28 protein-coding genes are annotated in these 25,737 nt (G+C 68.6%); 17 read left to right on the top strand and 11 right to left on the bottom strand.

Annotation, left to right across the window (positions count from 1 at the left end):
• Positions 1-47: 47 nt before the first annotated feature.
• The 3 genes from rpoH to AC1Q87_RS08185 form a co-directional block, all read right to left on the bottom strand.
• Positions 48-935: an RNA polymerase sigma factor RpoH gene (rpoH, locus tag AC1Q87_RS08195; RefSeq protein ID WP_492608480.1), complete on the bottom strand. Its 888-nt coding sequence runs from the start codon at positions 933-935 to the stop codon at positions 48-50.
• A gap of 216 nt (positions 936-1,151) precedes the next feature.
• Positions 1,152-2,114, bottom strand: a complete 963-nt coding sequence (locus AC1Q87_RS08190) for an RluA family pseudouridine synthase (protein ID WP_492609264.1) — start codon at positions 2,112-2,114, stop codon at positions 1,152-1,154.
• Positions 2,115-2,170: 56 nt separating this feature from the next.
• Complete coding sequence (locus tag AC1Q87_RS08185; RefSeq protein ID WP_492608479.1) at positions 2,171-3,085, bottom strand: helix-turn-helix domain-containing protein; 915 nt, start codon at positions 3,083-3,085, stop codon at positions 2,171-2,173.
• A 201-nt stretch (positions 3,086-3,286) separates the two neighbouring features.
• Between AC1Q87_RS08185 and AC1Q87_RS08180 the strand changes: the two genes are divergently transcribed.
• Positions 3,287-3,454 carry a hypothetical protein gene (locus AC1Q87_RS08180; protein ID WP_492608478.1) on the top strand — a complete coding sequence of 56 codons (168 nt, stop codon included), beginning with the start codon at positions 3,287-3,289 and terminating at the stop codon, positions 3,452-3,454.
• Between the two features lie 258 nt (positions 3,455-3,712).
• The gene (locus tag AC1Q87_RS08175; RefSeq protein WP_492608477.1) at positions 3,713-5,386 is read left to right on the top strand and encodes an alkaline phosphatase D family protein; all 1,674 of its coding nucleotides are present in this window, start codon (positions 3,713-3,715) and stop codon (positions 5,384-5,386) included.
• Here the strand turns inward: AC1Q87_RS08175 and AC1Q87_RS08170 are convergent.
• The gene (locus AC1Q87_RS08170) at positions 5,383-6,012 is read right to left on the bottom strand and encodes a LysE family translocator (protein WP_492608476.1); all 630 of its coding nucleotides are present in this window, start codon (positions 6,010-6,012) and stop codon (positions 5,383-5,385) included. The genes AC1Q87_RS08175 and AC1Q87_RS08170 overlap by 4 nt on opposite strands.
• Positions 6,009-6,407: a phosphoribosyl-AMP cyclohydrolase gene (hisI, locus tag AC1Q87_RS08165; protein WP_492608475.1), complete on the bottom strand. Its 399-nt coding sequence runs from the start codon at positions 6,405-6,407 to the stop codon at positions 6,009-6,011. Before hisI ends, AC1Q87_RS08170 begins: the two co-directional genes overlap by 4 nt.
• 113 nt (positions 6,408-6,520) lie before the next feature.
• On the opposite strand from hisI, the gene AC1Q87_RS08160 reads away from it, so the two are divergent.
• Positions 6,521-7,687, top strand: coding sequence for a serine hydrolase domain-containing protein (locus tag AC1Q87_RS08160; protein ID WP_492608474.1), 1,167 nt, complete (start codon positions 6,521-6,523; stop codon positions 7,685-7,687).
• Between the two features lie 12 nt (positions 7,688-7,699).
• Here the strand turns inward: AC1Q87_RS08160 and folE are convergent, their stop codons facing one another.
• On the bottom strand, positions 7,700-8,332 hold the full coding sequence (gene folE, locus AC1Q87_RS08155) for a GTP cyclohydrolase I FolE (RefSeq protein ID WP_436062997.1): 633 nt from the start codon (positions 8,330-8,332) through the stop codon (positions 7,700-7,702).
• Between the two features lie 214 nt (positions 8,333-8,546).
• Between folE and cysS the strand changes: the two genes are divergently transcribed.
• Genes cysS through AC1Q87_RS08125 form a run of 6 tightly spaced genes read left to right on the top strand, consistent with a single transcriptional unit; the run spans position 8,547 to position 14,190 of the window.
• Positions 8,547-9,935, top strand: coding sequence for a cysteine--tRNA ligase (cysS, locus tag AC1Q87_RS08150; protein ID WP_492608473.1), 1,389 nt, complete (start codon positions 8,547-8,549; stop codon positions 9,933-9,935).
• Entirely contained in the window at positions 9,935-10,489 is a 555-nt protein-coding gene (locus tag AC1Q87_RS08145; RefSeq protein WP_492608472.1) for an SRPBCC family protein, read from the top strand. Before cysS ends, AC1Q87_RS08145 begins: the two co-directional genes overlap by 1 nt.
• Positions 10,486-10,935 carry an iron-sulfur cluster assembly scaffold protein gene (locus AC1Q87_RS08140; RefSeq protein WP_183771619.1) on the top strand — a complete coding sequence of 150 codons (450 nt, stop codon included), beginning with the start codon at positions 10,486-10,488 and terminating at the stop codon, positions 10,933-10,935. The genes AC1Q87_RS08145 and AC1Q87_RS08140 overlap by 4 nt, the downstream gene beginning before the upstream one ends.
• A gap of 56 nt (positions 10,936-10,991) precedes the next feature.
• Positions 10,992-11,273: a membrane protein insertion efficiency factor YidD gene (yidD, locus tag AC1Q87_RS08135; protein WP_492608471.1), complete on the top strand. Its 282-nt coding sequence runs from the start codon at positions 10,992-10,994 to the stop codon at positions 11,271-11,273.
• A complete protein-coding gene (gene thrS, locus AC1Q87_RS08130; RefSeq protein WP_492608470.1) occupies positions 11,270-13,255 on the top strand; it encodes a threonine--tRNA ligase in 1,986 nt (661 codons plus the stop codon). The genes yidD and thrS overlap by 4 nt, the downstream gene beginning before the upstream one ends.
• On the top strand, positions 13,252-14,190 hold the full coding sequence (locus tag AC1Q87_RS08125; protein WP_492608469.1) for a glycosyltransferase family 2 protein: 939 nt from the start codon (positions 13,252-13,254) through the stop codon (positions 14,188-14,190). The genes thrS and AC1Q87_RS08125 overlap by 4 nt, the downstream gene beginning before the upstream one ends.
• On the opposite strand, the gene AC1Q87_RS08120 is transcribed toward AC1Q87_RS08125, so the two are convergent.
• Both AC1Q87_RS08120 and AC1Q87_RS08115 read right to left on the bottom strand, forming a co-directional pair.
• Positions 14,187-15,086 (bottom strand): hydroxymethylglutaryl-CoA lyase, encoded by a 900-nt coding sequence (locus AC1Q87_RS08120; RefSeq protein WP_492608468.1) that lies wholly within the window; start codon positions 15,084-15,086, stop codon positions 14,187-14,189. The genes AC1Q87_RS08125 and AC1Q87_RS08120 overlap by 4 nt on opposite strands.
• A complete protein-coding gene (locus AC1Q87_RS08115; protein ID WP_492608467.1) occupies positions 15,083-16,756 on the bottom strand; it encodes an ArnT family glycosyltransferase in 1,674 nt (557 codons plus the stop codon). Before AC1Q87_RS08115 ends, AC1Q87_RS08120 begins: the two co-directional genes overlap by 4 nt.
• A 48-nt stretch (positions 16,757-16,804) precedes the next feature.
• On the opposite strand from AC1Q87_RS08115, the gene AC1Q87_RS08110 reads away from it, so the two are divergent.
• From AC1Q87_RS08110 to AC1Q87_RS08100, 3 genes are all read left to right on the top strand, one after another.
• Complete coding sequence (locus AC1Q87_RS08110; RefSeq protein WP_492608466.1) at positions 16,805-17,533, top strand: glycosyltransferase family 2 protein; 729 nt, start codon at positions 16,805-16,807, stop codon at positions 17,531-17,533.
• A gap of 71 nt (positions 17,534-17,604) precedes the next feature.
• Positions 17,605-18,033, top strand: a complete 429-nt coding sequence (locus AC1Q87_RS08105) for a hypothetical protein (protein WP_492608465.1) — start codon at positions 17,605-17,607, stop codon at positions 18,031-18,033.
• A gap of 138 nt (positions 18,034-18,171) precedes the next feature.
• Positions 18,172-18,486 (top strand): DNA-binding protein, encoded by a 315-nt coding sequence (locus AC1Q87_RS08100; RefSeq protein WP_492608464.1) that lies wholly within the window; start codon positions 18,172-18,174, stop codon positions 18,484-18,486.
• On the opposite strand, the gene AC1Q87_RS08095 is transcribed toward AC1Q87_RS08100, so the two are convergent.
• Both AC1Q87_RS08095 and phaR read right to left on the bottom strand, forming a co-directional pair.
• Positions 18,483-18,710, bottom strand: a complete 228-nt coding sequence (locus AC1Q87_RS08095; protein WP_492608463.1) for a hypothetical protein — start codon at positions 18,708-18,710, stop codon at positions 18,483-18,485. The genes AC1Q87_RS08100 and AC1Q87_RS08095 overlap by 4 nt on opposite strands.
• A gap of 124 nt (positions 18,711-18,834) precedes the next feature.
• The gene (gene phaR, locus AC1Q87_RS08090; protein ID WP_492608462.1) at positions 18,835-19,440 is read right to left on the bottom strand and encodes a polyhydroxyalkanoate synthesis repressor PhaR; all 606 of its coding nucleotides are present in this window, start codon (positions 19,438-19,440) and stop codon (positions 18,835-18,837) included.
• Positions 19,441-19,619: 179 nt separating this feature from the next.
• On the opposite strand from phaR, the gene AC1Q87_RS08085 reads away from it, so the two are divergent.
• The 3 genes from AC1Q87_RS08085 to AC1Q87_RS08075 all read left to right on the top strand — a co-directional run bounded on the left by AC1Q87_RS08085 (position 19,620) and on the right by AC1Q87_RS08075 (position 22,403).
• The gene (locus tag AC1Q87_RS08085; RefSeq protein ID WP_492608461.1) at positions 19,620-20,795 is read left to right on the top strand and encodes an acetyl-CoA C-acetyltransferase; all 1,176 of its coding nucleotides are present in this window, start codon (positions 19,620-19,622) and stop codon (positions 20,793-20,795) included.
• 59 nt (positions 20,796-20,854) lie between these two features.
• Positions 20,855-21,580, top strand: a complete 726-nt coding sequence (locus AC1Q87_RS08080; protein WP_492608460.1) for a beta-ketoacyl-ACP reductase — start codon at positions 20,855-20,857, stop codon at positions 21,578-21,580.
• A 97-nt stretch (positions 21,581-21,677) separates the two neighbouring features.
• Positions 21,678-22,403, top strand: coding sequence for a DUF4908 domain-containing protein (locus AC1Q87_RS08075; protein WP_492608459.1), 726 nt, complete (start codon positions 21,678-21,680; stop codon positions 22,401-22,403).
• A gap of 53 nt (positions 22,404-22,456) precedes the next feature.
• Here AC1Q87_RS08075 and AC1Q87_RS08070 read toward each other — a convergent pair whose 3' ends face one another.
• Positions 22,457-22,780: a UrcA family protein gene (locus AC1Q87_RS08070; protein WP_492608458.1), complete on the bottom strand. Its 324-nt coding sequence runs from the start codon at positions 22,778-22,780 to the stop codon at positions 22,457-22,459.
• 262 nt (positions 22,781-23,042) lie between these two features.
• On the opposite strand from AC1Q87_RS08070, the gene AC1Q87_RS08065 reads away from it, so the two are divergent.
• On the top strand, positions 23,043-23,510 hold the full coding sequence (locus AC1Q87_RS08065) for a (2Fe-2S)-binding protein (protein WP_492608457.1): 468 nt from the start codon (positions 23,043-23,045) through the stop codon (positions 23,508-23,510).
• A gap of 2 nt (positions 23,511-23,512) precedes the next feature.
• Positions 23,513-25,696 carry a xanthine dehydrogenase family protein molybdopterin-binding subunit gene (locus tag AC1Q87_RS08060; RefSeq protein WP_492608456.1) on the top strand — a complete coding sequence of 728 codons (2,184 nt, stop codon included), beginning with the start codon at positions 23,513-23,515 and terminating at the stop codon, positions 25,694-25,696.
• Positions 25,697-25,737 lie beyond the last annotated feature (41 nt).

Here is a 25,737-nt window from a genome sequence, read left to right as displayed (position 1 = left end):
CGGTCGGGGACCGCGGCGCTTCTCGTTCGTCTTGCAGACCGTCGCCCTTAGGCTTCGATCAGGTTCTTGTCGCGGGCTGCGGCGGTCACCGACTTCTGCAGCTTCTCGAAGGCCCGGACCTCGATCTGGCGGACGCGTTCACGGCTGACGCCGTATTCCGCGGCCAGTTCTTCCAGCGTGGTCGGGCTGTCCTTCAGGCGCCGCTCGGTCAGGATGTGACGTTCGCGGTCCGACAGTTCGGTCAGCGCCGCTTCCATCAGGGTCATGCGCTGGGTGCGCTCCTGGCTTTCGGCGACGTAGGTCTCCTGGCTGACCGAGGTCTCGTCCTCCAGCCAGTCCTGCCATTCGCTCTCGCCGTCGGCGCGCAGCGGCGCGTTCAGCGAGGCGTCCGGACCGGACAGCCGGCGGTTCATCGAGATCACTTCCTCGTTCAGCACGCCCAGCTTGGTGGCGATCTGGCTGACCTGGTCGGGGTGCAGGTCCCCGTCCTGGAAGGCGCTGATCTGGCTCTTGGCCTTGCGCAGGTTGAAGAACAGCTTCTTCTGCGCGGCGGTGGTGCCCATCTTCACCAGGCTCCAGGACCGCAGGATGTACTCCTGGATCGAGGCGCGGATCCACCACATGGCGTAGGTCGCCAGGCGGAAGCCCTTGTCCGGTTCGAACTTCTTCACCGCCTGCATGAGGCCGACGTTGCCCTCGGAGATCACTTCCCCGATCGGCAGCCCGTAGCCGCGATAGCCCATGGCGATCTTCGCCACGAGGCGCAGGTGGCTGGTGACGAGCTGGTGGGCGGCGTCGGAATCCTCGTGCTCACGCCAAGCCTTGGCGAGCATGAACTCCTGGTCCTTGGCCAGCATCGGGAACTTGCGAATTTCGGTCAGGTACCGGCTCAGTCCGCCTTCCGGCGACATCACGGCGAGCGCGTTAGCGGCCATGGACATATCCCCTTTCTTACTCGGCGGACCTTCGGGTCGCTGCGCGATGCGCGCGCGAAACCGTCCGCCCCCTCCAACCAATCAGATAGGTATTGGTTGCGGCGGGCGTAAGGGCCTGGCTTGGGAGAAACCGCGGCCCGGAAGTCCGACTGCTCTAGTCAGGTATTAGTACAGGCCGATGACGGCGCCTTCAAGGCGAACCAGGCACAAGCTTTCTTACAAAGCTGTCAGGTTAGCTTGCAGTTGCGCCATATCGGCGGGTAGGGGGCTTTCGAATCTCACGGCCTGGCCGGTCACGGGATGGACGAACCCCAACACCGCCGCGTGCAAAGCCTGACGTTTCAAGCCCGCGTCCGCAACCGCCTCGCGCACCGGCCCGGCCGGCGGACCCGAGCCATAGACCGGATCTCCGAGGCAAGGCGTGCCCTTCGAGGCCATGTGCACGCGGATCTGGTGGGTGCGGCCGGTCTCCAGCGTGCAGGAAATCCTGGCCGCCAGCGGCTTGCCGCCGCCGCCTCCATAGGCGGCCTCGGTGCGATAGTGCGTGGTCGCCTCGCGGCCGCCGGTCTTCAGGACGGCCATCTTCTTGCGGTCGTGGGGCGAGCGTCCCAATCGCGTCTCGATGGTCCCGCGATCGGGATGCGGCGCCCCGCGGACCAGGGCGATGTAGACCCTGTCGATATCGTGCGTCGCGAACAGCTTCGAAAGCCCCTGGTGGGCGGCGTCGGACTTGGCGGCGACCAGCACGCCCGAGGTGTCCTTGTCGAGCCGGTGGACGATCCCCGGCCGCGCCACCCCGCCGATGCCCGACAGGCTCGCGCCGCAATGGTGCAGCAGCGCGTTGACCAGGGTGCCGGTCTCGCTGCCGGGGGCCGGGTGCACCGCCATGCCGGCGGGCTTGTCGACGACGATCAGGTGGTCGTCCTCGAACAGGATCGACAGCGCGATGTCTTCCGGTTCGGGCTCGGCCGGGGCCGGCGGCGGGATCAGCAGCTGGTGCTCGCCGGGCTTGGCCTTGGCCGAGGCGTCCAGCAGCGGCACGCCGTCGCGGCTCACCAGCCCCTGGGACATCAGCGCCTGGATGCGGCCGCGCGACAGGTCGGGCAGGTGTTCGGCCAGGGTCTTGTCCAGCCGCCCGCCGGCGGCGCTCGGCCCGATCGTCACGATGCGCGCGGCCATGCCCTCGGCGGAGGGGGCTTCGGCGGCGAGGTCGTCGTCCTCGATGTCGGTCTGGCTCACCCCTGCAGGTGTCCGCCGGACGACAGGCCTTTCGACAGGCTGCTGGCCCAGGTCGACAGCAGGAACAGCTCGCCCGTGCCGGCGGCGGCCGCGGCCGGGCCGATGTCGCGGATCAGGTGCTTGCGCATGGCGTCGGGCGCGGTTTCCTCGGTGGCGGCGGTGTCGAGCTTCAGGAGCTCGGCGCAGTGTTCGTCGTCGGTTTCCGGGTCGCCGGTCAAGTCCCCGATCCGCTCCAGCACCACCGGGTAGGCCGAGGGCGTGCGCGCCGCGTTCAGCGCCGCGGCCAGGATCAGCCCGTCCAGCTGCACCGCCTTGTGCAGCGACACGCCGTTGAACACCAGGAACACTGGCGTCTGACCGACCGTGTCGAACAGGATCGCGAACACCTGGCCCTCGACCGGCATCAGCCAGCCGTCGAACAACAGGCCCGAGCCGCCCATCTGGAAGCGCAGCAGCCCGTCGGGGCCGCGCCGGATCATTCCGTAGTCGTGGAAGATCTCGCCGGGCATGGCGATCGACGGGCGGGTGCTGCGCCAGAAGCCCTCATAGGTCGCGCCGCGCCGTTCGGTGACCATCCGCACCATGTCCATGCCCGGCAACGGCAGGCCCGCGACCGCTGCGCCGTTGACCTGCGGCTCGGGCGCGCGCGGCGAGGCGGGCTCGACGCCGAAGACCTGCGCCAGGCCATCGAGGCTGCGGTCCCAGTCGAGCATGGTGAAGCCGGCGCGCCGTTGCGCCACCAGCCGGGTCAGGTTCTCCAGATTGTGCGCCGACGGCGTCACCGCTCCGGACGCCCAGCGCCCGACCAGCGATTTGTCCACGCCGAGTTCGGCTGCAAGTCGCCCCCGGCTCATCGAGAGCGCCTTCAGCACCAGGTCCAGCTTCTCGGAGAACGGCGTGGCGGCGTGCATGGAACCTCAATGATTCCATAGCCATCGCGAAATGCAACCCTGCATGCAACGGTTGCGCGTTGGAATGCAACGGTTGCACGTGGCGGCGCAAGGGTTGCGCAGGCCGTCGCAGGCCGCTGCAACTGCTCGCCGAACGACGTTCGCCTAAACTTTGCAGCAACCACGAACGCGGCCTCGAGACCGTCGGCGGAGGACAAGACCATGGCCTATCTGACGCTCGGATTCTCGATCGCTTCCTTCATCGCCGCCGGGGTCATCGCCCTGACGACGCCGGCCACGGCCGGGCTGGTGAAGGCGGACCCGGCGCGCGAGTCGGCCAGTAGTCAGAGCCAGCCCGGTCTCTCCGCCGCGCTGCGGGCTCTGCGGTGATCCCACGGTCCCCACCATAACCGGATCACCACGACCGGAGGCGGCGGCCCCAGCTGCGGCGGCCGCCTCCGCGTCGAACGTCCATCCCGGCGAGGGCCGGGACCGCCGGGAGGGTCTGGGGGCTCTCCGCGCCGTCGCGGCTCGGACGCGCGGCGCTGGCAAGGTCCCGGCCTTCCCCCGGATGGGCGTGCTGGACATGTGACCGTCATCCTTCTCCACTATGGCTCAAGCTCGACCACCGAGTGCGAGGGGGATTTCATGCGGATCGACAGACGCCGGGCTCTGGCCCTGCTTGGCTTTGGCGCGGCCGGTCCGGCAGCGGCGGCGCAGGGCGCCTCGCGCTACACCGGCGCGGTCGCCTTCGATCACGGCGTCGCCTCGGGCGATCCGCTGGCCGACCGCCTGATCCTCTGGACACGGATCACGCCCGCCGACCCGGCCGCCGGCGAGATCGCCTACAGCTGGACGCTCAATCCCGTCGACCGCCGCGCCGGCGGCGCCAAGTCGGGGCAGGGGCTCACCGGTCCGGGCCGCGACTGGACCGTGAAGGTCGACGTCGGCGGCCTCGACGCCGGCCGCGCCTACACCTTCGAATTCACCGCCAACGGCGTCGCCTCGCCGACCGGCCGGACCGCCACCCTGCCCAGCGGCGCGACCAAGGACGTGGTGCTGGCCGTCGCCTCCTGCTCGCTCTATCCGAACGGCTACTTCAACGCCTACGAGGCGATCGCCAGGCTGCCGCGGGTCGACGCGGTGCTGCACCTGGGCGACTACATCTATGAATACGGCGGCGCGGACTCGTACGGGATGACCTCGCCCGTCGCCGGCGAGCGGGCCCATGACCCGAACCACGAGATCCTCTCGCTGGCCGACTACCGCCGCCGCCACGCGCAGTACAAGTCCGACCCGCAGCTGCAGGCCGCCCACGCCCGCGCGCCCTGGATCGTGGTCTGGGACGACCACGAGACCGCCAATGACAGCTTCATGTCCGGCGCCCAGAACCACCAGCCCGAGACCGAGGGCGACTGGAACGAGCGCAAGGCCCGCGCCATCAAGGCCTATTACGAGTGGATGCCGATCCGCGAGCCGGAGGGCGGCGGCGCGGCGATCAACCGGGCCTTCCAGTTCGGCGACCTGATGAGCCTGTTCATGCTCGAGACCCGGCTCACCGCCCGCGACCAGCAGTTGAACTACGAGCGCGACCTGCCGGCCCCCGGCGGCCCGGCCGAGATCGCCGCCTTCCGCGCCAAGCTCGACGATCCGGCCCGCAAGATGATGGGCCCGGCCCAGCAGGCCTGGCTCGCCGCCGGCCTGAAGGACTCGGTCAAGGCCGGCCGCGTCTGGCAGGTGCTCGGCAACGAGGTGGTCATGGCCCGCCTGCCGGTGCCCAGCCTCAGCAAGCACCTGGGCGAGGCCAAGCTCGCCGAGGTGCTGGCCGCCCAGGGCGAAGGCTCACGCAAGCGCCTGGCGCGCATGGAGCAGCTGGCCCAGCTCGACCTGCCCTACGGCCTCGACATGTGGGACGGCTATCCGGCCGAGCGCGAGCGGCTCTACGACGCCATCAAGAGCGCCGGCGCGCGGGCCATCGTGCTGGCCGGCGACAGCCACGCCTTCTGGGCCAACGAGCTCTATGACGACGCCGGCAACCGCGTCGCCGCCGAGTTCGGGGCCACGGCGATCACCAGCCCCGGCGCCAACGACACCATCAAGGGCTTCTCCGTCGGCGAGATGTTCGCGACCGCCAACAAGGAGGTCGTGTTCTCCGAGCAGTCGATGAAGGGCTTCCTGCTGCTGACCCTGACCCACGAGGACGCCAAGGCCGAGCTGATGACGGTCTCGACGATCGCCTCGAAGAGCTTCGAGGCCCAGGTGCTCAAGACCTTCCGGGTGACGCCGGAGGCGCACCGCGTCTCACGCCTGACCGAAGTCTAGGCCCGCGACAGCGCCAGCCGGGCGGCGAAGGCCACGAACACGCCGCCCGTGACCCGGTCGAGCCAGGCGACGACCGCCGGCCGCTTCAGCGCCCGCGCCAGCGGCCGGGTGGCGGTGATCAGCATCGCGAACCAGATGAGGCCGATCAGTCCGTGGATCGCCGCCAGCAGCACCAGGAACGGCCCGGCCGGCACGCCCTTCGCCATGAACTGCGGCAGGAACGACACGTAGAACACCCCGATCTTCGGGTTGAGCAGGTTGGTCAGCAGACCGCGCCGCAGCCAGGCGAGGTCGCGGCCGCCGGGGGCGCCGGCCTCGCCGCCCAGCTCGAAGCTCCGCCGCGGGCGCAGCAGCATGCCGATCCCCAGCCACAGCAGGTAGGCCGCGCCCGCCCACTTCAGGACCGTGAAGGCCAGATGCGACGCGGCCAGCAGCGCGCCCAGCCCGACCGCCACGGCCGCGCCCCAGACCAGGCAGCCGAGCGTGATGCCCAGCCCCGCCAGCGCCGCGCGCCGCGGCCCTTCGACCGCCGCCGTGCGCAGCACCAGCGCGGTGTCCAGCCCAGGCAGGATGGTCAGCAGTCCGGCCGCGACCGCAAAGCCGGCGATGGCCTCGAGCGGGCTCACGGCCGCTCGACCAGCTTTCCGTCCTCGACGACGCGGTAGAAGCACGAGCGGAAGCCGACGTGGCAGGCGCCGCCGTCGCCCTGCGGCAGCACCTTGATCCAGAGGCAGTCCTGATCGCAGTCGACGCGCATCTCGACGATCTTCTGGATCTGGCCGCTGGTCGCGCCCTTGTGCCAGATCTCGTTGCGGGAGCGGCTGTAATAGACCGCCTCGCCGATCTCCAGCGTCCGCGCCAGCGCCTCGGCGTTCATGTGCGCGAACATCAGCACCTCGCCGGTCTCGGCGTGGGTCGCGACCACGGCCAGCAGGCCGTTCGAGTCGAACCGGGGGCTCAGGACCTCGCCGCGTTCGAGCGCGGCCTTGTCGGGGGCGGTGGGGAAGCTCGCTTGGGTCATGGCGCGCATATGGCGCCCGCGCCCACGCTCGCGCTAGCCGGAAAGGCGCGCACCTCGCCTTTCTAACGCCGCGGTTGGGCTGGAAGACCGCTCCTGAACAACCGGAGCCGTACATGAGCCTGCACCGCCGCACCCTGCTCGCCGCCGCTGCGGCCGCGACCTTGCCGGGCCCGGCGTCGGCGGCGCGGGCGAAGAAGGCGCCCCGCTGCAAGGGCCGCGTCGCCTATGCCGGGCCGCCGCTGCGCGCGCCGCTGGCGGCCGGGACGCTGGAGGCCGCCGCCCAGGCCGGTTCCGCCCGGCTGCAGCCGATCATCGACGACGCCCTGGAGGCCAAGCTCGAACAGGCGGTCGGCAAGATGCAGGTCCAGGCCCTGACCGCCGCGCTGGCGCGGGGGGACGGGACGCTGTGGACCCAGACCCACGCCGCTTCAGGCGCGCCGCCCACGCGGTTCTTCTGGGCCAGCGTCGGCAAGGCCTACACCGCCACCGCGGTGCTGCAGCTGGTCGAGGAGGGCAAGCTCGCCCTCGACGCGCCGATCGCGCGATGGGCGCCGAACCTGCCGAACGCCGCGCACATCACGATAGAGGACCTGCTGGGCCATACGAGCGGGCTCTTCAGCTTCCAGGAGGACGAAGGGCTGCGGGCGGATCCCGGCTACAAGCCGCCGCAAAGGCTGCTGGCGACGGCGGCCGGCCAACCGCCGCTGTTCTGTCCCGGAGCCGCCTGGAGCTACAGCAACACCGGCTACGTGCTGCTCGGCACGATCCTGGAGGCGGTGGACGGCAAACCTTACGATCAGGTGCTGTCGGGCAGGATCATAGAGCGCCTGGACCTGCGCGAGACCTCGGTGCTGGCGCCCGGCCGCACGCCCGCCGGCATGGCGCCGCCGGTCCCGGCCGGCGAGGACCTCGCCACCCCCTTCGCGGCCGGCGCGGTCGCGGCCTCGGCGGCCGACGTCGTTCGGTTCTGGCGGGCGCTGCTGTCGAACCGTCTGCACGGTCAGGACGTCACCGCTCGGCGTCTGGCGCGGCTCTACCCGATGGCGGGAGTTTCGCCGGCCGGATTCTATGGCTTGGGAGTGATGGTCAGCGATCTGGCGCTCGCCGATCCCAGCGCCGCCGACAGCTGGATCGGCCACGCCGGCGGTCTGCCGGGGGCCAAGGCGATGGTCGCCTATTCGCTGGAGAAGCAGGCCTATGTGGCCGTGGCGCTGACCGGCGAAGGCTCGCCCGAGGCCACGGCCAACCTCTTGCTGTCAGGCCTCCCGAAGAAGGCCTGACGCCAGATCGGCTTAGCGCTTGTTGACGAAGTCGAGGAAGCGCTGACGCAGGGTCGCGTCGGTCTTGAACACGCCCGTGAACTGGGTGGTGATCGTCGAGACGTGGCGGTGGTGCACGCCGCGTGTCGTCATGCACTGGTGGGCCGCGTCGATCAGGATCGCGACGCCGGCCGGACGCAGGCTGTCGGTGATCGCGTCGGCGATCTGCTGCGTCATGGTTTCTTGGGTCTGCAGGCGGCGGGCGTAGATCTCCACGACCTTGGCCAGCTTGGAGATCCCGACGACCCGGTTGGTCGGCATGTAGGCCACGTAGGCCTTGCCGAGGAACGGCGCCATGTGGTGCTCGCAGTGGCTCTCCACCTCGATCTCGCGCAGCATGACGATGTCGTCATAGCCCTGCACGTCTTCGAAGGTGCGCGAGAGTTCCTTGGCGGGATCGAGTTGGTAGCCCTCGAACCACTCGCCATAGGCGTCGACCACGCGCTTGGGCGTGTCGATCACGCCTTCGCGACGCGGATCGTCGCCCGCCCACGCGATCAGCGTGCGCACGGCTTCCATAGCCTCTTCGCGCGACGGGCGCTTCACGGCTTCAAGATCAAGACCGGGCGTGCCGATCAGGGTTCGGTCGCGACTGGGAGCGTCCATGTGCAGCGGTTTCTTTCCGGGGCCTGAGTTGCGCCGGGACGAAGGTCCCGGAAATGACGCGTGCCACCCCTGATGTCGGCCAAGTGCGCGACCACGGACGGAACCGTGGCCTCGCGGCCGGACCGAATGTATATGGGGCCAACCCCTTGGCGGGCAACCGTTACCCAGCGTCAGTTTTTCTCAAACGCTGACGCGCCTTTTCATGAAGGACCCTATGGCCCTCTCGCTCTACGACACCATGGCCCGCGAAAAGCGGCCCTTCGTCCCCAAGGATCCGAGCCGGGTGACGATGTATGTCTGCGGGCCGACGGTCTACAACTACGCCCATATCGGCAACGCCCGGCCGGTGGTCGTCTTCGACGTGCTGTTCCGCCTGCTGCGTCACGCCTACGGCGAAAACGCCGTGATCTATGCGGCCAACGTCACCGACGTGGACGACAAGATCAACAAGAAGGCCGCCGAGGAAGGCGTCGCCATCGACGTGATCACCGACCGATACCTGGCGATCTACAACGACGACATGGCCACGCTCGGCGCCCTGCGCCCGACCCATCAGCCGCGCGCCACCCAGACCATGGCCGAGATCATCGCGATGATCGGCCAGCTGGTGGGCAACAACTCGGCCTATGCGGCCGAAGGTCACGTGCTGTTCAACACCCAGGCCTACGCCGACTACGGCAAGCTCTCGCGCCAGCCGATGGACGACATGATCGCCGGGGCCCGCGTCGACGTCGCGCCGTACAAGCAGCACCCGGCCGACTTTGTGCTGTGGAAGCCCTCCAAGGAGAACGAGCCGGTCTGGGACAGCCCCTGGGGGCCCGGCCGCCCCGGCTGGCACATCGAGTGCTCGGCGATGATCGAGAAGTCCCTCGGCCTGCCGATCGACATCCATGGCGGCGGCATCGACCTGCTGTTCCCGCACCATGAGAACGAGATGGCCCAGGGCGTCTGCGCCGGCCACGATCATGAGGGCGGCTACGCGAACTACTGGATGCACAACGGCTTCCTGAACATGGCGGCCGAGAAGATGTCCAAGAGCCTGGGCAATGTCGCCCTGGTGCACGACCTCATCCAGCAGGCCCCGGGCGAGGCGCTGCGCTGGGCGCTGCTGGTCGGCCACTACCGCGCGCCGCTCGAATGGACCGGCGACCTCATCGAGCAGTCGAAGAAGGCGCTCGACCGGCTGTACGGCGCCTTGCGCCGCGCCAGCGAGGTCGAGGCCGAGGACGCACCCGCGCCCGAGGCCTTCCTGGCTGCGCTGGAGGACGACCTCAACACCCCGGCCGCCTTCGCCGAGCTGTTCGCCATGGCCACCCGGCTGGAGACCGCGACCGGCAAGGGCCGCGGCCAGGCCAAGGGCGAGCTGCTGGCCGCCGCCAACCTGCTGGGCTTCCTGTTCGGCGATCCGGAAGACTGGTTCCAGGCCGGCGTCACCGACGAGCTGCGCGAGAAGGTCGACGGCCTGATCGCCCAGCGGATCGAAGCCCGCGCCGCCAAGGACTGGGCCGCCGCCGACCGCATCCGCGACGAGCTCACCGCGTTGAACATCGAGGTGATGGACGGTCCGACCGGGGCGACCTGGCGGATCAGGGAATCCGGCTGATGGGTCTGGGTCCGAAGACGCAGAACAATATGTTCACGCCCGGCAAGGGGCTGAAGTTCAAGCCTGCCGCCTCGGCCGGTCCGCCCGGCGTGCGGGTCGAACACCGCATCGGCATCCAGGCCCCGGCCGAGACGATCTGGGAGATCCTCTATGACGTCGAGCGCTGGCACGAGTGGAATCCGCTCTACACCAAGGCGCAGGGCGTGGTCCGCACCGGCGGTCAGCTCACCCTGACCCTGGCGCTGGAGGACGAGGCGCCGCGGGTGATCCAGCCGGTGGTGTACGAGTGGGTGCCCAACGACCAGATCCACTGGCGGCTGAAGATGCTGGGCGGGCTGGTCTCCAACATCCGCTTCCTCGAACTCGAGAAGCTCGACACCGCCAGCACGATCTTCTCCAACGGCGAACTGATCGGCGGGCTGCTGGGCCCGACGGTGGCGCGCCGCATGGGCCGCAAGATCTATCGCGGCTTCCAGGCCATGAGCGAGGCGCTAAAGGCGCGCGCCGAGGCGCAATGGCGCGCCGAGGGCGAAGCCCCTACATCAGCCCCATGATCGACGACCTCTACTCGGCCAAGCTGCTCAAGCTTGCGGCGAACATGCCGCATCTCGGCCGGCTGCCTGCGCCGGACGCCAGTTCGGAGAAGGTCGCCAAGCTGTGCGGCAGCCGCGTGGTCGTCGATGTCACGGTCGAGGGCGACCGCGTCGCCCAATTCGCCCAGGACGTGAAGGCCTGCGCGCTGGGCCAGGCCTCGGCCGCCGTGCTGGGCGCCAGCGTGCTCGGGGCGAGCCTGTCGGAGATCGAGATGGCCCGGGACCAGTTCCGTGCTATGCTCAAGCAAGGCGCAGATGCGCCCCAAGGACGTTTTTCGGATCTCTCCATGCTGGCCCCGGTGAAAGACTATCCCGCCCGCCACGCCTCCACGCTCCTGGCGTTCGAGGCCGCGGCCGAGGCTGTCCGCCGCGCCGTGGAACGAACTAGCCGCGCCGGCGCGGCTTGATCCTCAAGGCCGCCCAGCGTAATCGCTGCGGCTGAATCGCACGTCCGCGAGCCGGCATGAACCTCTACGAGACCTGCGTCCGTGGCGCCTTGCGCGCCTACAAGCTGACGCTTTCGCCCCTGATCGGGCGCCAGTGCCGGTTTCTTCCGACCTGCTCGGAGTACGCGGCCCAGGCCCTGATCCTGCACGGCCCCGTTCGCGGCTCCTGGCTTGCGACCCGGCGGTTGTGCCGCTGTCACCCCTGGGGAGCTTCGGGCTACGACCCGGTCCCCCAACCGCGCGACAAGGCCCCAGACGGAGATGGGCCGGCCTCGCGGACATGGACATGTGAGACATGATCGACCTGATTTTCCCCGATGGTTCCCAGCGCCAGTTCGACGACGGCGTGACGGGACGTGACGTCGCCGCCTCCATCGCCAAGTCGCTGGAGAAGAAGGCGGTGCTCGTGAAGCTCGACGGCGAGCTGCGCGACCTCGACCGCCCGCTCGAAAAGGGCGGCGCCTTCGAGATCCTGACGCGCGAAAGCCCCGAGAGCCTCGAGACCATCCGCCACGACGCCAGCCACATCATGGCCGAGGCGGTGCAGGAGCTGTTCCCCGGCACCCAGGTGACGATCGGCCCAGCCATCGACGACGGCTTCTATTACGACTTCGCGCGCGACACGCCGTTCAGCCTGGACGACCTGGCGACGATCGAGCAGCGCATGAAGGAGATCGTCGACCGCGACGAGAAGATCGTGCGCGAGGTCTGGGGCCGCGGCGAGGCCATCGAGCACTTCAAGTCGATCGGCGAGGCCTACAAGGCCGAGATCATCTCCGACCTGCCGGAAGGCGAGACGATCACGGTCTATCGCCAGGGGAACTGGAAGGACCTGTGCCTGGGGCCGCACCTGCCGTCGACGAAGTCGGTGGGCAAGGCCTTCAAGCTGATGAAGCTGGCCGGCGCCTATTGGCGCGGCGACCACCGCAACGCCCAGCTGCAGCGCATCTACGGCACGGCCTGGGCCAGCGAGGCGGACCTGGAAGCGCACCTCAAGCGCCTCGAGGAAGCCGAGCGCCGCGACCACCGCAAGATCGGCCGCGCCATGGACCTCTTCCACCTGCAGGAAGAAGCCAAGGGCATGATCTTCTGGCATCCGAAGGGCTGGACGCTCTACCGCACGGTCGAGGCCTATATGCGCCGCCGCCTGGACGTCGACGGCTATGTCGAGGTCAAGGCGCCCCAGATCATGGACCGCGCCCTCTGGGAGAAGTCGGGGCACTGGGAGAAGTTCGGCGCGAACATGTTCACGTGCGAAACGACGGAAGGCGAAGAGCTGGCCGTCAAGCCGATGAACTGCCCGGGCCACGTCCAGATCTTCAACTTCGGCCAGAAGTCCTATCGCGACCTGCCGCTGCGCATGGCCGAGTTCGGCGCCTGCCACCGGTTCGAGCCGTCGGGCGCGGTGCACGGCATCATGCGCCTGCGCGCCTTCACCCAGGACGACGCCCACATCTTCTGCCGCGAGGACCAGATCGAGGAGGAGACGACGAAGTTCGTGCGCCTGCTCAACTCGGTCTACGCTGACTTCGGCCTGGAGCTGCACAGCGTGAAGCTGGCCCTGCGTCCGGACCTGCGCGCCGGCACCGACGAGGTGTGGGACGTGGCCGAGGACAAGCTCGACCGCGCCGCCCGCCAGGCGGTGAACATGGAGGTCGAGCGGCTGCCGGGCGAGGGCGCCTTCTACGGCCCGAAGCTCGAATTCCACCTCTCGGACGCCATCGGCCGGACGTGGCAATGCGGTACGCTGCAGCTCGACTTCGTGCTGCCGGAACGGCTCGACGCCGAGTACGTGGTCGAGGACGGCTCCAAGCAGCGGCCGGTCATGCTGCACCGTGCGATCTGCGGATCGATGGAGCGTTTCATCGGCGTGGTGATTGAAAACTACGCAGGCGCGTTCCCGCTGTGGTTGGCGCCGACGCAGGTGGTTGTCGCCACAATTACGTCAGACGCCGATGATTATGCCTTGAGGGTGGCTCAAGAATTGAGCGCCGCCGGTCTCCGGGTTGATACGGATCTGCGGAACGAAAAAATCAACTACAAGATCCGTGAACACAGTCTCGCGAAGGCGCCGATCATCGCGGTGGTCGGCCGGCGGGAAGCTGAGGAAGGCAAGGTCGCCTTGAGGCGTTTGGGCTCCGACGGTCAGTCCATTCTTTCGCTCGAAGAGGCGGTCAATAAACTTGCCTTAGAGGCGAGTCCGCCGGATGTTGCACGTCAGGCTGTGCTTCGGGGTGCTTCGCCGGAGCAGGGCGCGGTCGGGGTTAGGGAGGCTGGATGAACGGCATCGCCGCACCGATCGTTGCTTACGAACCCGCGCCGACTCAGGACTTCCTGAAGCCGCACCGCAAAGTGTCCGTCGTCATGGTCGTCTACATGACCGGCGAGGCCCTGCAGCAGAGCATCGAATGCGTGCTCGCCGATCCGCTGGTCGACGAGCTCGTGATCGTGGACAACGGTTCGACCCGCATGGAGGCGGCGCGCTTGAAGCGCCTTTCCGAAAGCGACAAGCGCGTGCGGCTGATGACCGGCCATGGGAACGTCGGCTTCGCCCGCGGCGCCAATCTCGGCGCCCGCGGCGCGGCCGGCGACACCATCGTCTTCCTCAATCCTGACGCCTTCCTGCAGCCCGGCTGCATCGCCGAGCTGGTCCGCGCCATCGAGGGACGTCCGGTTCCGACCCTGGTCGGCGGTCGGGTGCTCAACGCCGACCGCACCGAACAGCGCGGCGCGCGCCGCGGCGACATCACGCCGGTCAGCGCGCTGATGAGCCTCAGCCATCTGTCGCGGAAGATCCCCGCCTGGCGCCGTTACGAGGTGCACTGGGAAACCGAGGCCGCGCCGGAAGGCGTCATCGCCGTGCCGACCATCTCGGGCGCCTGCTTCTGCATGCGCCGCGAGGACTTCGACATCGTCCAGGGCTTCGACGAGGGCTACTTCCTGCACGTCGAGGACGTCGACCTCTGCTGGCGCATCCGCCAGACCGGCGGCGAGGTGCTGTTCCAGCCCAAGGCCGAGGTGATTCATCTTGGCCATACGAGCCACGCCAGCCCGCTGCGGGTCGAGTTCCACAAGGGCGTCGGCCTGGCGCGTTACTTCCGTAAACGTGCCGAAGGCTTCGGCGAGCTCGCGCTCGCATTGATCCTGTCCCCGATCATCGTCTGCACCGCCATCGCCCGCCCGGTGATGTGGCGGATCCGCGGCCGCACGGCCTAGGCCGGAAACACGCCCGCCCGGCTGACCGAGGCGGCGATCGGCTTGTCCAGCAGCCCCGACATCCACTTGGCCGTCTCGATCAGCGCGCCGATGTCGTAGCCGGTCTCGAACCCGGCCCGCTCCAGCATGTAGACCAGATCCTCGGTGCCGATGTTGCCGGTCGCCGCCGGCGCGAACGGGCAGCCGCCCAGACCGCCGCAGCTGGCGTCCAGGATGTCGATCCCGGCCTCGACCCCGGCGAAGGCGTTGGCCAGGCCGGTGTTGCGGGTGTCGTGGAAGTGCAGCCGCAGCGGGATATCGCCGATCACCTGCTTCACCGCCTCGACCCGGTCGCGGACCATCCACGGATCGGCCACGCCGATGGTGTCGGCCAGGGCGATCTCGTCGACCTTGGCGTTCGCCGCTTCGCGGGCCAGCGACACGACGCGGTCCTGCGGCACCTCGCCGTCGAACGGACAGCCGAAGGCGGTCGAGAAGGTCACCGAGATCGGCGGACCGCCCTCGTTCTTCTGACGGGCGGCGATGGCGTGCATCGCCTCGATCTGCTCGGCGACGTTGGCGCCCTGGTTGCGGATCCCGAAGCCGTCCGACGAACACACCACGACATTGGCCTCGTCGCAGCCGGTCGCCACCGCGCGCTCCCAGCCGCGCATGTTCAGCACCAGGCCGATGCGCGACAGACCCGACCCGGCCGGCAGGGCGGCCATGATCTCTTCGGCGCCCGCCATCTGCGGCACGCGGTTCGGATTGACGAAGGACACGACCTCCATCCGCTTGGCGCCGGCGGCCTGCAGCCGGCGAATGAAGTCGAGCTTCTGATCGACCTCGAGGATGGACTTCTCGTTCTGCAGCCCGTCGCGCGGACCGACTTCGACGATTTCGATGAACCGGCTCATGGGGACTCAGATGGGGCTGGGGCGTAGATGCGTAAAGTCGTTTCGTCGCCGTTCGAGTAGTCGAGGCCCTCGACCTTGCCGATCTCGCGGGCCTTCAGGCCGCGAGCCTTGAGCTCGGCCTCGAAGGCCGCCTGCTCGCGGCCCTCGACCACGGCGGGCCGCTGGTCGGCGATGGCTTCGATGGCCTCGGGAACGTCGCCCAGGTCGGTCGGCGTGCCGAGCGCGAACACCAGGCTGGGTTCGGCGTAGCCGGCGACCGCGACCGGCGCGGGCGTGAAGCCCTGGCGCGGCAGCAGGCGGGCCTCCTCCAGCACCTTCTCGGTGCGCTGCGACAGCCACAGCGGCTCCAGGCGCGGGGCGAAGGCGCCGGCGAAGGCCCCGTGGCCGAGGATGGTCAGCGCGCCGGCGCAGACGATGGCCTTCAGGGCGTCGCCGCGCCAGAGCAGGTAGGCCCCGGTCAGGCCCGCAGCGGCCAGCAGCAGCGCCGTGGCGATCGTCGCCGGAAGATCGCTGGGATCGCCGTACTCGCCGTAGAGGTAGAAGATCGCGGCGGCGAACACGACGCCGACCAGCGCCGACAGCACCACGCCGATCCACTTGGCGACCTTGCCGATCGGCGGGCGCATCACAGCCGCAGCCATCAGCCAGGCGAAGGCTCCGTAGGTCGGCAGGGTGTAGTGCACCAGCTTGGTCGGGGTGGCCTCGAAGACGATGAAGGCGGGGATCAGCCAGCACAGCGCAAAGCGCACGCCCGGCTCATTGCGGGCGCGCCAGCCGAGCGCCAGGGCGGCTGGCAGCAGCAGAGCGCCCGGGAAGATCAGCAGCGGGGTCAGCAGGGTGTGATAGCCAGGCGGGGCGCCGTGACTTTCCTGGCCGCCGACCAGCTTGGGCGCGAAGTCGGCGCCGAAGGCGGTGGTCCAGAAGCCGCCGTCGGTGGCGACCGTCACGGCCGCGGCCCACGGACCGACGATGGCGGCCATCAGGATCAGGCCCCAGGTCCAGCCCAGCCCTTTCAGCCAGGCGCCCTTGCGGTCCCAGGCCCACAACGACAGCGCCGTCAGGGTGACGACCATCAGCCCGACCGGGCCCTTGACCAGCATCGACAGCGACAGGCCGAGCCAGAACAGCAGCCGCGTGATCCGCCCGGCCGGCGGGCCGCCGCGCGACGCGGCGTAGATCCTGGCCAGCGCCGCCAGCGCCAGGGTCGTGGTCCCGGCCAGCACCGCGTCGGTCTTGGCGATGAAGGCCTCGGTCGAGAGCAGGAACGTCGATCCGAGGATCGCTCCGGCCAGCAGGCCGGTCGGCGCCCCGAAGAACACCGTGGCGCCCCAGGCGCAGGCCGCCGCCGCCAGCATCGCGCCCAGCAACGAGGGCAGCCGATAGGCCCAGATGTCGCGGTCCTCGACCTGCGAGGTCAGGCTTACGCTGGCCGCCTGCATCCAGTGGATGCCGACCGGCTTCTTGAATCGGGGCTGGTCCTGGAACTGGATGACGACGAAGTCGCCGGTCTCCAGCATCTGCGCCGTGGCCTGGGCGAACCGGCTTTCGTCGCGGTCCAGCGGAGGCATGGCGAAGACGCCGGGCAAGCCGGCGAGCATGGCGATCAGGGCGGCGAAGGCCGGCGCACGCCAGCCCTGGCTGAATCGGTCCAGATAGGCCTGTAGACTCATGGCAGCGTTGATAGCATCCGCGCGGCGAATTTTCCGCTATGAGGAGCCATGGCCAAATCAACGCCCGACATTTCCGTGGTCGTCCCCGTTTTCGACGAGGAGGGCGCGGCGCCAGATCTCGCACGCGAGATCGCCGCCGCCTTCGCCGGCCGCGACTATGAGATGATCTTCGTCGACGACAAAAGCCGCGACGGCACCCGCGCGGCGCTGAGCGCGCTGAAGGCCGAGATCCCGCAGCTCCGCGTGCTGAGCCATACGAGCAATTCCGGGCAGAGCCGCTCGATCCGCACTGGCATCCTGGCTGCGCGTGGCGACGTGATCGTCACACTGGACGGCGACGGGCAAAACGATCCTGCCGACGGCCCGGGCCTGGTCGATGCGCTCATTGCCGGGCCGTCCGATCTGGTTCTGGTCGGCGGCGAACGGGTCAAGCGCCAGGACAGCGCCGCCAAGAAGTTCGCCTCGCGCTTCGGCAACGGCGTTCGCAAGAAGCTGCTGAAGGACACCGCCAACGACACCGGTTGCGGGCTGAAGGCGTTCCGGCGCGAGGCGTTCCTGCGGCTGCCGTACTTCGATCATATCCACCGCTACCTGCCGGCGCTGATGCTGCGCGAGGGCTACCAGGTCTCGTTCCGGCCGGTGAACCACCGCCATCGCCAGACCGGCCAGTCGAAGTACACCAACCTCGGCCGGCTCTGGGCCTCGCTGTCGGATCTGTTCGGCGTGATGTGGCTGCAGTCGCGCTCGCGGCTGCCCGGCCGCGTGGAAGAGCTCTGAGGGCCGAGCGCTTGTCGCGCCTGGAGAAGCAGCGGAAGCTCCTGCTCGATCCCGAAGGGGGAGGGGTTTCGATGTTCGCCGCCGTGCCGCTGCTGGCCCTGCCCGTGCTCGCCTACAACATCGTCGTGCTGGCCCTGGCGGGAGGTTTCGCCTCGCAGGAGGCGACGATCCGCATGACCGAGCCGCTGTTCACGATCGCCATGAATTCGGCGGCCGAGTGGCCGGTGACGCTGGGCGACCTGCTGCTGCTGGCCGGCCTGATCGTACTGTTCATCGAGCTGCTCAAGTCGACGACCAGCCGGCGGACGGCGATCGTCAATCACGCCCTTTCAATGCTGCTGTTCGTCGGCTGCTTGGTGGAGTTCCTGCTGGCGCCGGCCTTCGCGACCTCGGCCTTCTTCCTGCTGACCGTGATGGTGCTGCTGGACGTGCTGGCCGGATTTATCGTCACCATCGTCTCGGCGCGCCGCGACGTCGACTTCGGCCAGGGCGACTACTAGGCCTCAGGTCAGGGCGGAGAAGATCAGCGTGACGACGGCCAGATCGAAGAAGCGGGTGGCGATGGCGAACATGGGAGTCCCGTCGGCGATGGATTCACTCCTGGTTAAGCAAGACCGGCGCCAAGCCGGGCGCGGCTGATGGCGCTGTTCTTCGATCGCCAGTGGTTCGAGGAAAAGCTGGCCGAACGCGGGCTCAATCAACGCATTCTCGCGGCCGCGGCCGGCATGAGCGAGGCCGAGATGGTCCTGGCCTTCAAGGACCAACGGGAACTTTCAGCCGAGGAGGTAGGCATTTTCGCCGACCTGCTGGGCGTGCCGGCTGCTGAGGTCGCCGACCGGGCCGGAATTTCGACGCCCGTGCCGGGGCAGGGCGACCTGACCGGCCGCCTGCTGGCGCTGGAAAAGAAGGTGGCGACGCTGGAAGCCGAGATCGCCCGGCTGAAGGGAAGCTAGACCTCGGTCTTGGCGGTACGGCCCTTGGGCGTGCGGCGGTCGGCCGAGCCCGAATATTCGATCTTGTTGTAGAGCGTGCGGGCGCTCTCGAGCGTTTCCTTGCCGCCGCGCAGGCCGCGCTTCTGACCGTCCTGGCCGAGCATGTGCGCGGCGAAGGCCGCTTCGGGGCGCGCGGCGACGCCCGCGGGCGCGGGCGGCTGCGGCGGCTCATAGACCGCCGGCACGCTGCGATCCGTCGATTCGCCCCGCGCGGCGTTGTCGGAGCGCTTGACGCGTCGCGCTGCGTTCGGCCTGCGGATAGGATCGATGGGCGAAGTCATGCCGGAAGCCTAGCGGGGCGAGGTTAAGCTAGCGTTTGGCGAGCTTTTCGATCTGCGCCTGCATCTCGGCCATCTGTTTCTTGAGGGCGTCGAGCGTCTCGTCGGACGCCGGCGGGGCGGCGGCTGCGGGTTTGGCGGCCGGCGCGGGTTCGTCCTGCGGGCGGGTGTAGGCGAAGGGTGAGAACATCTTCATCGCCCGGTCGAACATGGCCAGGTTCTGGCGGATCTGGTCCTCGTAGGCGCCGCCGAGGCCAGAGCCCTGGCCGATGCTGGCGAACTGCGAGCGCATGCGCTCCTGCTGCTCGGCGAAGGTGGCCAGCGACAGTTCCAGATAGCTCGGCAGGAAGGCCTGCATCGAGTTCCCGTAGAACCCGATCAACTGGCGCAGGAACTGGATGGGCAGCAGATTCTGCCCCTCGCGGCTCTCTTCCTCGAAGATGATCTGGGTTAGGACAGTGCGGGTGATGTCCTCGTTGGTCTTGGCGTCGTAGACGACGAAGTCCACGCCCTGCTTCACCATGTCTGACAGGTGCTCGAGCGTGACGTACGAGGACGAGGCGGTGTTGTAGAGCCGCCGGTTGGCGTACTTCTTGATGACGACGCGGCCGTCGTCGGATCCCTGGGTGTCAGCCATCCCACAGTCCTTCATCTGCCCGCCCCCGGCGGCGGATTCTCATTCTTGCACCGCAGTATCGCGGATGCGAGCGCGTTCCGAAAGTGACCGCCCTGATTAGGCGAGTCGGTTTGCGCCCTTGCCCAAGCTCCGCCCTTTATCGATAGATGAAAACCTCAAATGAGCTGAGGAGCCCTCCCATGAGCGACGTCGTCATCGTCTCGGCCGTCCGCACCCCCGTCGGATCGTTCAATGGGGCGCTGTCCAGCCTCCCCGCCCATGAGCTTGGCAAGGTGGCGATCACCGCCGCCGTCGAGCGGGCCGGCATCGCCTCGGCCGACGTCGGCGAGGTGATCATGGGCCAGGTGCTGCAGGCCGGCGCCGGCCAGGGCCCCGCCCGCCAGGCGGCGGTCAACGCCGGCATCCCGGTGGAAAGCCCGGCCTGGAGCCTCAACCAGCTGTGCGGCTCGGGCCTGCGCGCAGTCGCCCTGGGCGCCCAGCAGATCGCCGACGGCTCGGCCGCCATCGTCATCGCCGGCGGCCAGGAGAGCATGAGCCAGTCGCCCCACGCCCAGAACCTGCGTGGCGGCCAGAAGATGGGCGATCTCGCCCTGGTCGACACCATGATCAAGGACGGCCTGTGGGACGCCTTCCACGGCTACCACATGGGCCAGACCGCCGAGAACATCGCCGCCCGCTGGCAGATCACCCGCGAGGAGCAGGACAAGTTCGCCGTCGCCAGCCAGAACAAGGCTGAGGCCGCGCAAAAGGCCGGCAAGTTCGCCGACGAGATCGCGCCGGTGACGATCAAGGGCCGCAAGGGCGACACTGTCGTCGACCAGGACGAGTACATCCGCCACGGCGCGACGCTCGAAAGCGTCGCGGGCCTGCGTCCGGCCTTCGCCAAGGACGGCTCGGTCACCGCCGCCAACGCCTCGGGCCTCAACGACGGCGCCGCCGCGCTGGTGCTGATGAGCGCCGACGAAGCCGCCAAGCGGGGCCTAAAGCCGCTGGCCCGGATCGCGTCGTGGGCCAATGCCGGCGTCGAGCCTGAGATCATGGGCACCGGCCCGATCCCCGCCAGCCGCAAGGCGCTGGAAAAGGCCGGCTGGGCTGTCAGCGACCTGGATCTGGTCGAATCGAACGAGGCCTTCGCGGCCCAGTCGATCTGCGTGGTGCGCGACCTGGGTCTTGATCCCGCCAAGGTGAACGTCAATGGCGGCGCGATCGCCATCGGTCACCCGATCGGCGCTTCGGGCGCCCGCATTCTCACCACCCTTGTGCACGAAATGAAACGTTCGGGCGCCAAGAAGGGACTGGCGACGCTTTGCGTGGGCGGCGGCATGGGCGTTGCCATGTGCGTGGAGTCAGTCTGACGTTCCTGGAGCGCCGGACCAACCGGCGCCCGGTTGTTTAAGCGAGGGAGGCGAGCCCGATGGGCAGAGTTGCGTTCGTGACGGGGGGAACCCGGGGGATCGGCCGGGCGATCGTGGAGCGGCTGAAGACCGACGGGTTCGAGGTCGCCGCCGGCTATTCCGGCAATGAGGCTGCGGCGCAGGCCTGCGCGTCCGAACTGGGCGTGATGGTCGTGAAGGGCAATGTCGGCAGCTTCGAGGACTGCGGCCGCGCGGTCGAACTGGTCACCGCCGAACTGGGGCCGATCGAGGTGCTGGTCAACAATGCCGGCATCACCCGCGACGGGGTCTTCCACAAGATGACCGCCGAGCAGTGGTCCGAGGTTATCCGCGTCAACATGGATTCGGTCTTCAACATGACCCGTCATGTGATCGAAGGCATGCGGGACGCCGGCTGGGGCCGGGTCATCAACATCTCGTCGATCAACGGTCAAAAGGGCCAGATGGGGCAGACCAACTATTCGGCGGCCAAGGCCGGGGTCATCGGCTTCACCAAGGCGCTGGCGCTCGAAAACGCGCGCAAGGGCGTCACCGTCAACTGCATTGCGCCCGGCTACATCGACACCGAAATGGTGCAGGCGGTGCCGGAAAACGTGCTCGCCTCGATCATCGGCCAGATTCCCGTCGGACGCCTCGGCAAGGGCGAAGAGATCGCCGACATGGTCGCGTTCCTGGCCGGCGAGCATGCCGGCTATGTCACCGGGTCGACATTGTCGCTGAACGGTGGCCAGTACATGGCCGGCTAAGCTTGGCGCGCGTCCAAAAAGCGCCCCAGTCAAAGGGCATCTGCCTAGCTCGATGGTGAGCGAAAGACCGGCGTCAGCGTACCTGGGGCTTATCGCCGTGGCTTTCGCCGCGGCGATGAACCTTGGCTGGGCGACGGTCGCGCAGGCCGGACCGCAGACATTGCGCGAAGGTCTGTTCGGCGATCGCCCGGCTCCCGGCCGTCAGGCCAGCCCGCCGATCGCCCGCTATGTCAGCGAGGACGGCGACGGCTTCGTCCTCGATCGCAGCCAGCCGCGCGTCTACATGAAGTTCGACGCGAGCCCCGAAATCTGGGCGCTGCGGCCGCATCCGGCCCCGCGCGGCGATGTGATCTACAAGAACGATCTGGGCGAGCCGATGTTGCGCGCGACGCGGCTGGGCGGCTTGACCCTGTTCACCGCCGATCGGCCGGGCGGCTCGCCGGCGGCCTTGGCCGGCGCCGGCGGCGCCCTGCGGCTGGCGCCGCTCAGCCCGCAGGCCCTGCTCGAAAAATTGGCCCAGGCCAGCGCTCGCGCGACCCGCGCGGCGCGCCGCCTGATCCCGTTTGAGGCTGACGCCTCGCCGGCCTCCTCGGCGGTCGTCGCCGACGCTGCGGCGGTGGCGGCCGAGGCCGTCGTGCGCATCTCGCGCCGCCCTGACGGCCGTAGCCTGCTGTCGCGGGTCAAGAAGGTGAAGCTGGTCGAAGGGCGGCGGCCCTCGGCGATCCTCTACGGCGAAGAGATGCGGATCACCGTCACGCCGGCCGACGGCATGTATGGCCGCCCCTCGTCAGACCGCATCATGCAGGCGGCCGGCGGCCGCTAGACGTGCAAAGGCCCGCCACAAGGGCGGGCCTTACTCACGCGGCCTTCGGGGGACTAGCGCTGCGCGAGTTCCTGGGGCTTGTCGGCCGCGGCCTGGCGCACGGCCAGCTTGTCCTGAATTTCGGCGCGGGCGCCCTTCAGGCAGGCTTGGTGTGCGGCCAGGGTGATGCGCCCGACCGAAGCGGTGCTGCAGTAGTCGGCGGCGGCCTTCGACACCCGGTGTTCGAGGGTGTGCGCGTGGCGGGCCGACCCGACCTCGATGTCCGAAACCTTCACGGCGGCCGGGGCGGCCTGGGCGCCGCTGGCCAAGGCCAGGATGGGCACCGCCGCGAGAGCGATGGTCGCGACGCCGGCCAGGGTGGCGCTGAACTTGGTCATCCGAATTCTCCCAATTCGTGGCGCCTGTGTAGGCCGCCGATGGCTATTGGATATTCCGATCGGCCGTGAATAGTCGTGTTAAACTGGAGTAATGACGAAGGTTTAAGAATGTTACGGAATGTACATGTGTATAATTACTTGAAATTTATGCTTCCGGAGATCGGATTGGGTCCCCTCGTCCGAGGCCTGTCAGATTTACTCCGCTTGCGGCGTGGCCATACCAACCCTTAGGATTCCGGAAGAAACAGGGAGGGCGGCTTTGATGGCCTTCAAGCTCAACGTGAACGGCAAGGTTCTGTCGGCGGACGTCGACGGCGATACCCCGCTGCTCTGGGTGCTCCGCGACACCCTTGGCATACTGGGTCCCAAGTATGGCTGCGGCGTCGCCCAATGCGGCGCGTGCACCGTGCATGTCGACGGCGCGCCGATGCGCTCGTGCGCGATTCCGGTCGAAGGGCTCGGTCAGTCGAAGATCGTCACCATTGAAGGCGTCGGCGTGAGCGCCGTCGGCAAGAAGGTGCAGGCCGCCTGGAGCGAGCTCGACGTCGCTCAATGCGGCTACTGCCAAGCCGGCCAGATCATGTCGGCGACGGCTCTGCTGGCGGAGAAGCCCAAGCCCACCGACGCGGACATCGACGAGGCGATGGCCGGCAACCTCTGCCGCTGCGCGACCTACACGCGCATCCGCGCGGCCATCAAGCTGGCCTCGGGCCAGAAGACGGAGGCCTGATCATGGCGGACGGATCCCAACTGCTTTCGGCCAACCGTCGTGACGTCCTGGCGGGCGCGGGCCTGGTGTTGTCCTTCACGGTGGCCGGCAAGGCCGGTGCGGCCGAGGCGGGCGGCGCGGGCGGCAAGCTCAACGCCTATGTCCGGGTCGCCCCTGACAACAGCGTGACCATCGTCTCCAAGAACCCGGAAGTCGGGCAGGGCATCAAGACGATGCTGCCGATGCTGATCGCCGAGGAGCTCGACGTCGACTGGGCCCAGGTCCGCACCGAGCAGGCGATGAACGATTTCGCCACCTACGGCCGCCAGTTCGCCGGCGGCAGCATGGCCACGCCGCTGCACTGGGACGAGCTGCGCCGGGTCGGCGCGGCGGCGCGGATGATGCTGGTGGCGGCCGCGGCCCAGGGCTGGGGCGTTCCGGCGACCGAGTGCACGACCGCCAGCGGCGTCGTCCATCACGCCGGCTCCAAGCGCAAGGCGACCTACGGCTCGCTGGCGACCAAGGCGGCGCAGATCACGGTGCCGGACCTGAAGACCGTGCCGGTCAAGGATCCCAAGGACTACAAGATCATCGGCCAGCCGCTGCGCCAAGTCGACACCGACGCCATCGTCACCGGCAAGCCGCTGTTCGGCATCGACGTCGTCGTGCCCGGAATGCTCTTCGCCACCTTCGAAAAGGCGCCCGTGTTCGGGGCCAAGGTCGCCGGCGCGGACCTGGCCGCCGCCAAGGGCGTCAAGGGCGTGCGCGACGCCTTCGTCGTCGAGGGGGGGACCGTGCTCGACGGCCTGCTGCCCGGCGTGGCCGTGGTGGCCGACAGCTGGTGGGCGGCGCGCAAGGGGCGCGATCAACTCAACACCCGCTGGGCCGAGCATCCGACCTCGGCGCAGTCGTCGGCCGGCTTCGCCGCCAAGGCGGTCGAGTTGTCGAAAGCGGCGCCTGGCAAGACCGAGCGCAATGACGGCGACGTCGAAACGGCGTTGAAGGGCGCCGCCAAGACGGTGGAGGCGGCGTACGCCTATCCGTTCATCTCGCACGCCAATCTCGAGCCGCAGAACTGCACCGCGCACTTCAAGGACGGCAAGGTCGAGATCTGGGCCCCGACCCAGAACCCCGAGCCGGGCCGCCAGCTCGTCGCCAAGACCCTGGGGATCGCGCCCGAAGCGGTCTCCATTCACATGATCCGCGGCGGCGGCGGCTTCGGCCGACGGCTGATGAACGACTACATGGTCGAGGCGGCTTGGATCTCCAAACAGGCCGGCGCGCCTGTGAAGCTGCTGTGGACGCGTGAAGACGACATGCGCCACGACTTCTACCGCCCGGCCGGCTGGCACTTCCTCAAGGGCGGCGTGGACGCGGCCGGGGATATCGTCGGCTGGCACGACCACTTCGTCACCCTGGGCGAGAACGGCACGGCCGCGCGCAGCGCCGGCATGTCGCCGACCGAGTTCCCGGCTCGTTTCCTGACCAACTATCGCTACGACCTTTCGATGATGCCCTGCGGGGTGCCGACCGGACCGCTGCGCGCGCCCGGTTCGAACGCCATCGCTTTCGTCGTGCAGTCGTTCATCGACGAGTTGGCGCATGCCGCCGGCGCCGATCCTGTCGCCTTCCGGCTGAAGCTGCTAGGCGACAAGCCGATGGTCGGCGAGGCGCCGTCCGGCTACGCGGCCGGCCGCATGGCCGCGGTGGTCAAGCTGGCCGCCGAGAAGTCGGGTTGGGGGCGGACGCTGCCCAAGGGCTCGGGCTTGGGCATCGCCTTCCACTACAGCCATCTGGGCTACTTCGCCGAGGTGGCCGAGGTGGCGGTTGCCCCGGAAGACGGGGCGATCAAGGTGGTGAAGGTCTGGGTTGCGGCCGACGTCGGCCGGCAGATCATCAATCCGTTCGGCGCCCTGAACCAGATCGAGGGCTCGGTGCTCGACGGTCTGTCGGGCGCGCTGCACCAGAAGATCACCATCGAGAACGGCGCCGCGGTCGAAAGCAACTTCACTGATTACGGGCTGATGCGCATCAACGAGGCGCCGCCGATCGAGACGCACTTCATCAAGTCGGACAACTCGCCAACCGGACTGGGCGAGCCGGCCCTGCCGCCGATTGTCCCTGCGTTGTGCAACGCGATCTTCGCCGCCACTGGAAAGCGCATTCGTCAGCTTCCGATCGATACGGCCACGCTCAAGAGTGGCTAAGCGCGCTCAGGTCGGTCATCATGTGTTCGGGAGGACGCGGC

It is taken from the genome of Phenylobacterium sp. GW823-FHT02A09, from assembly GCF_058797775.1.
The sequence above is the reverse complement of the archived record's forward strand: the minus strand, read 5'-3'. Positions and strand labels throughout refer to the sequence as shown.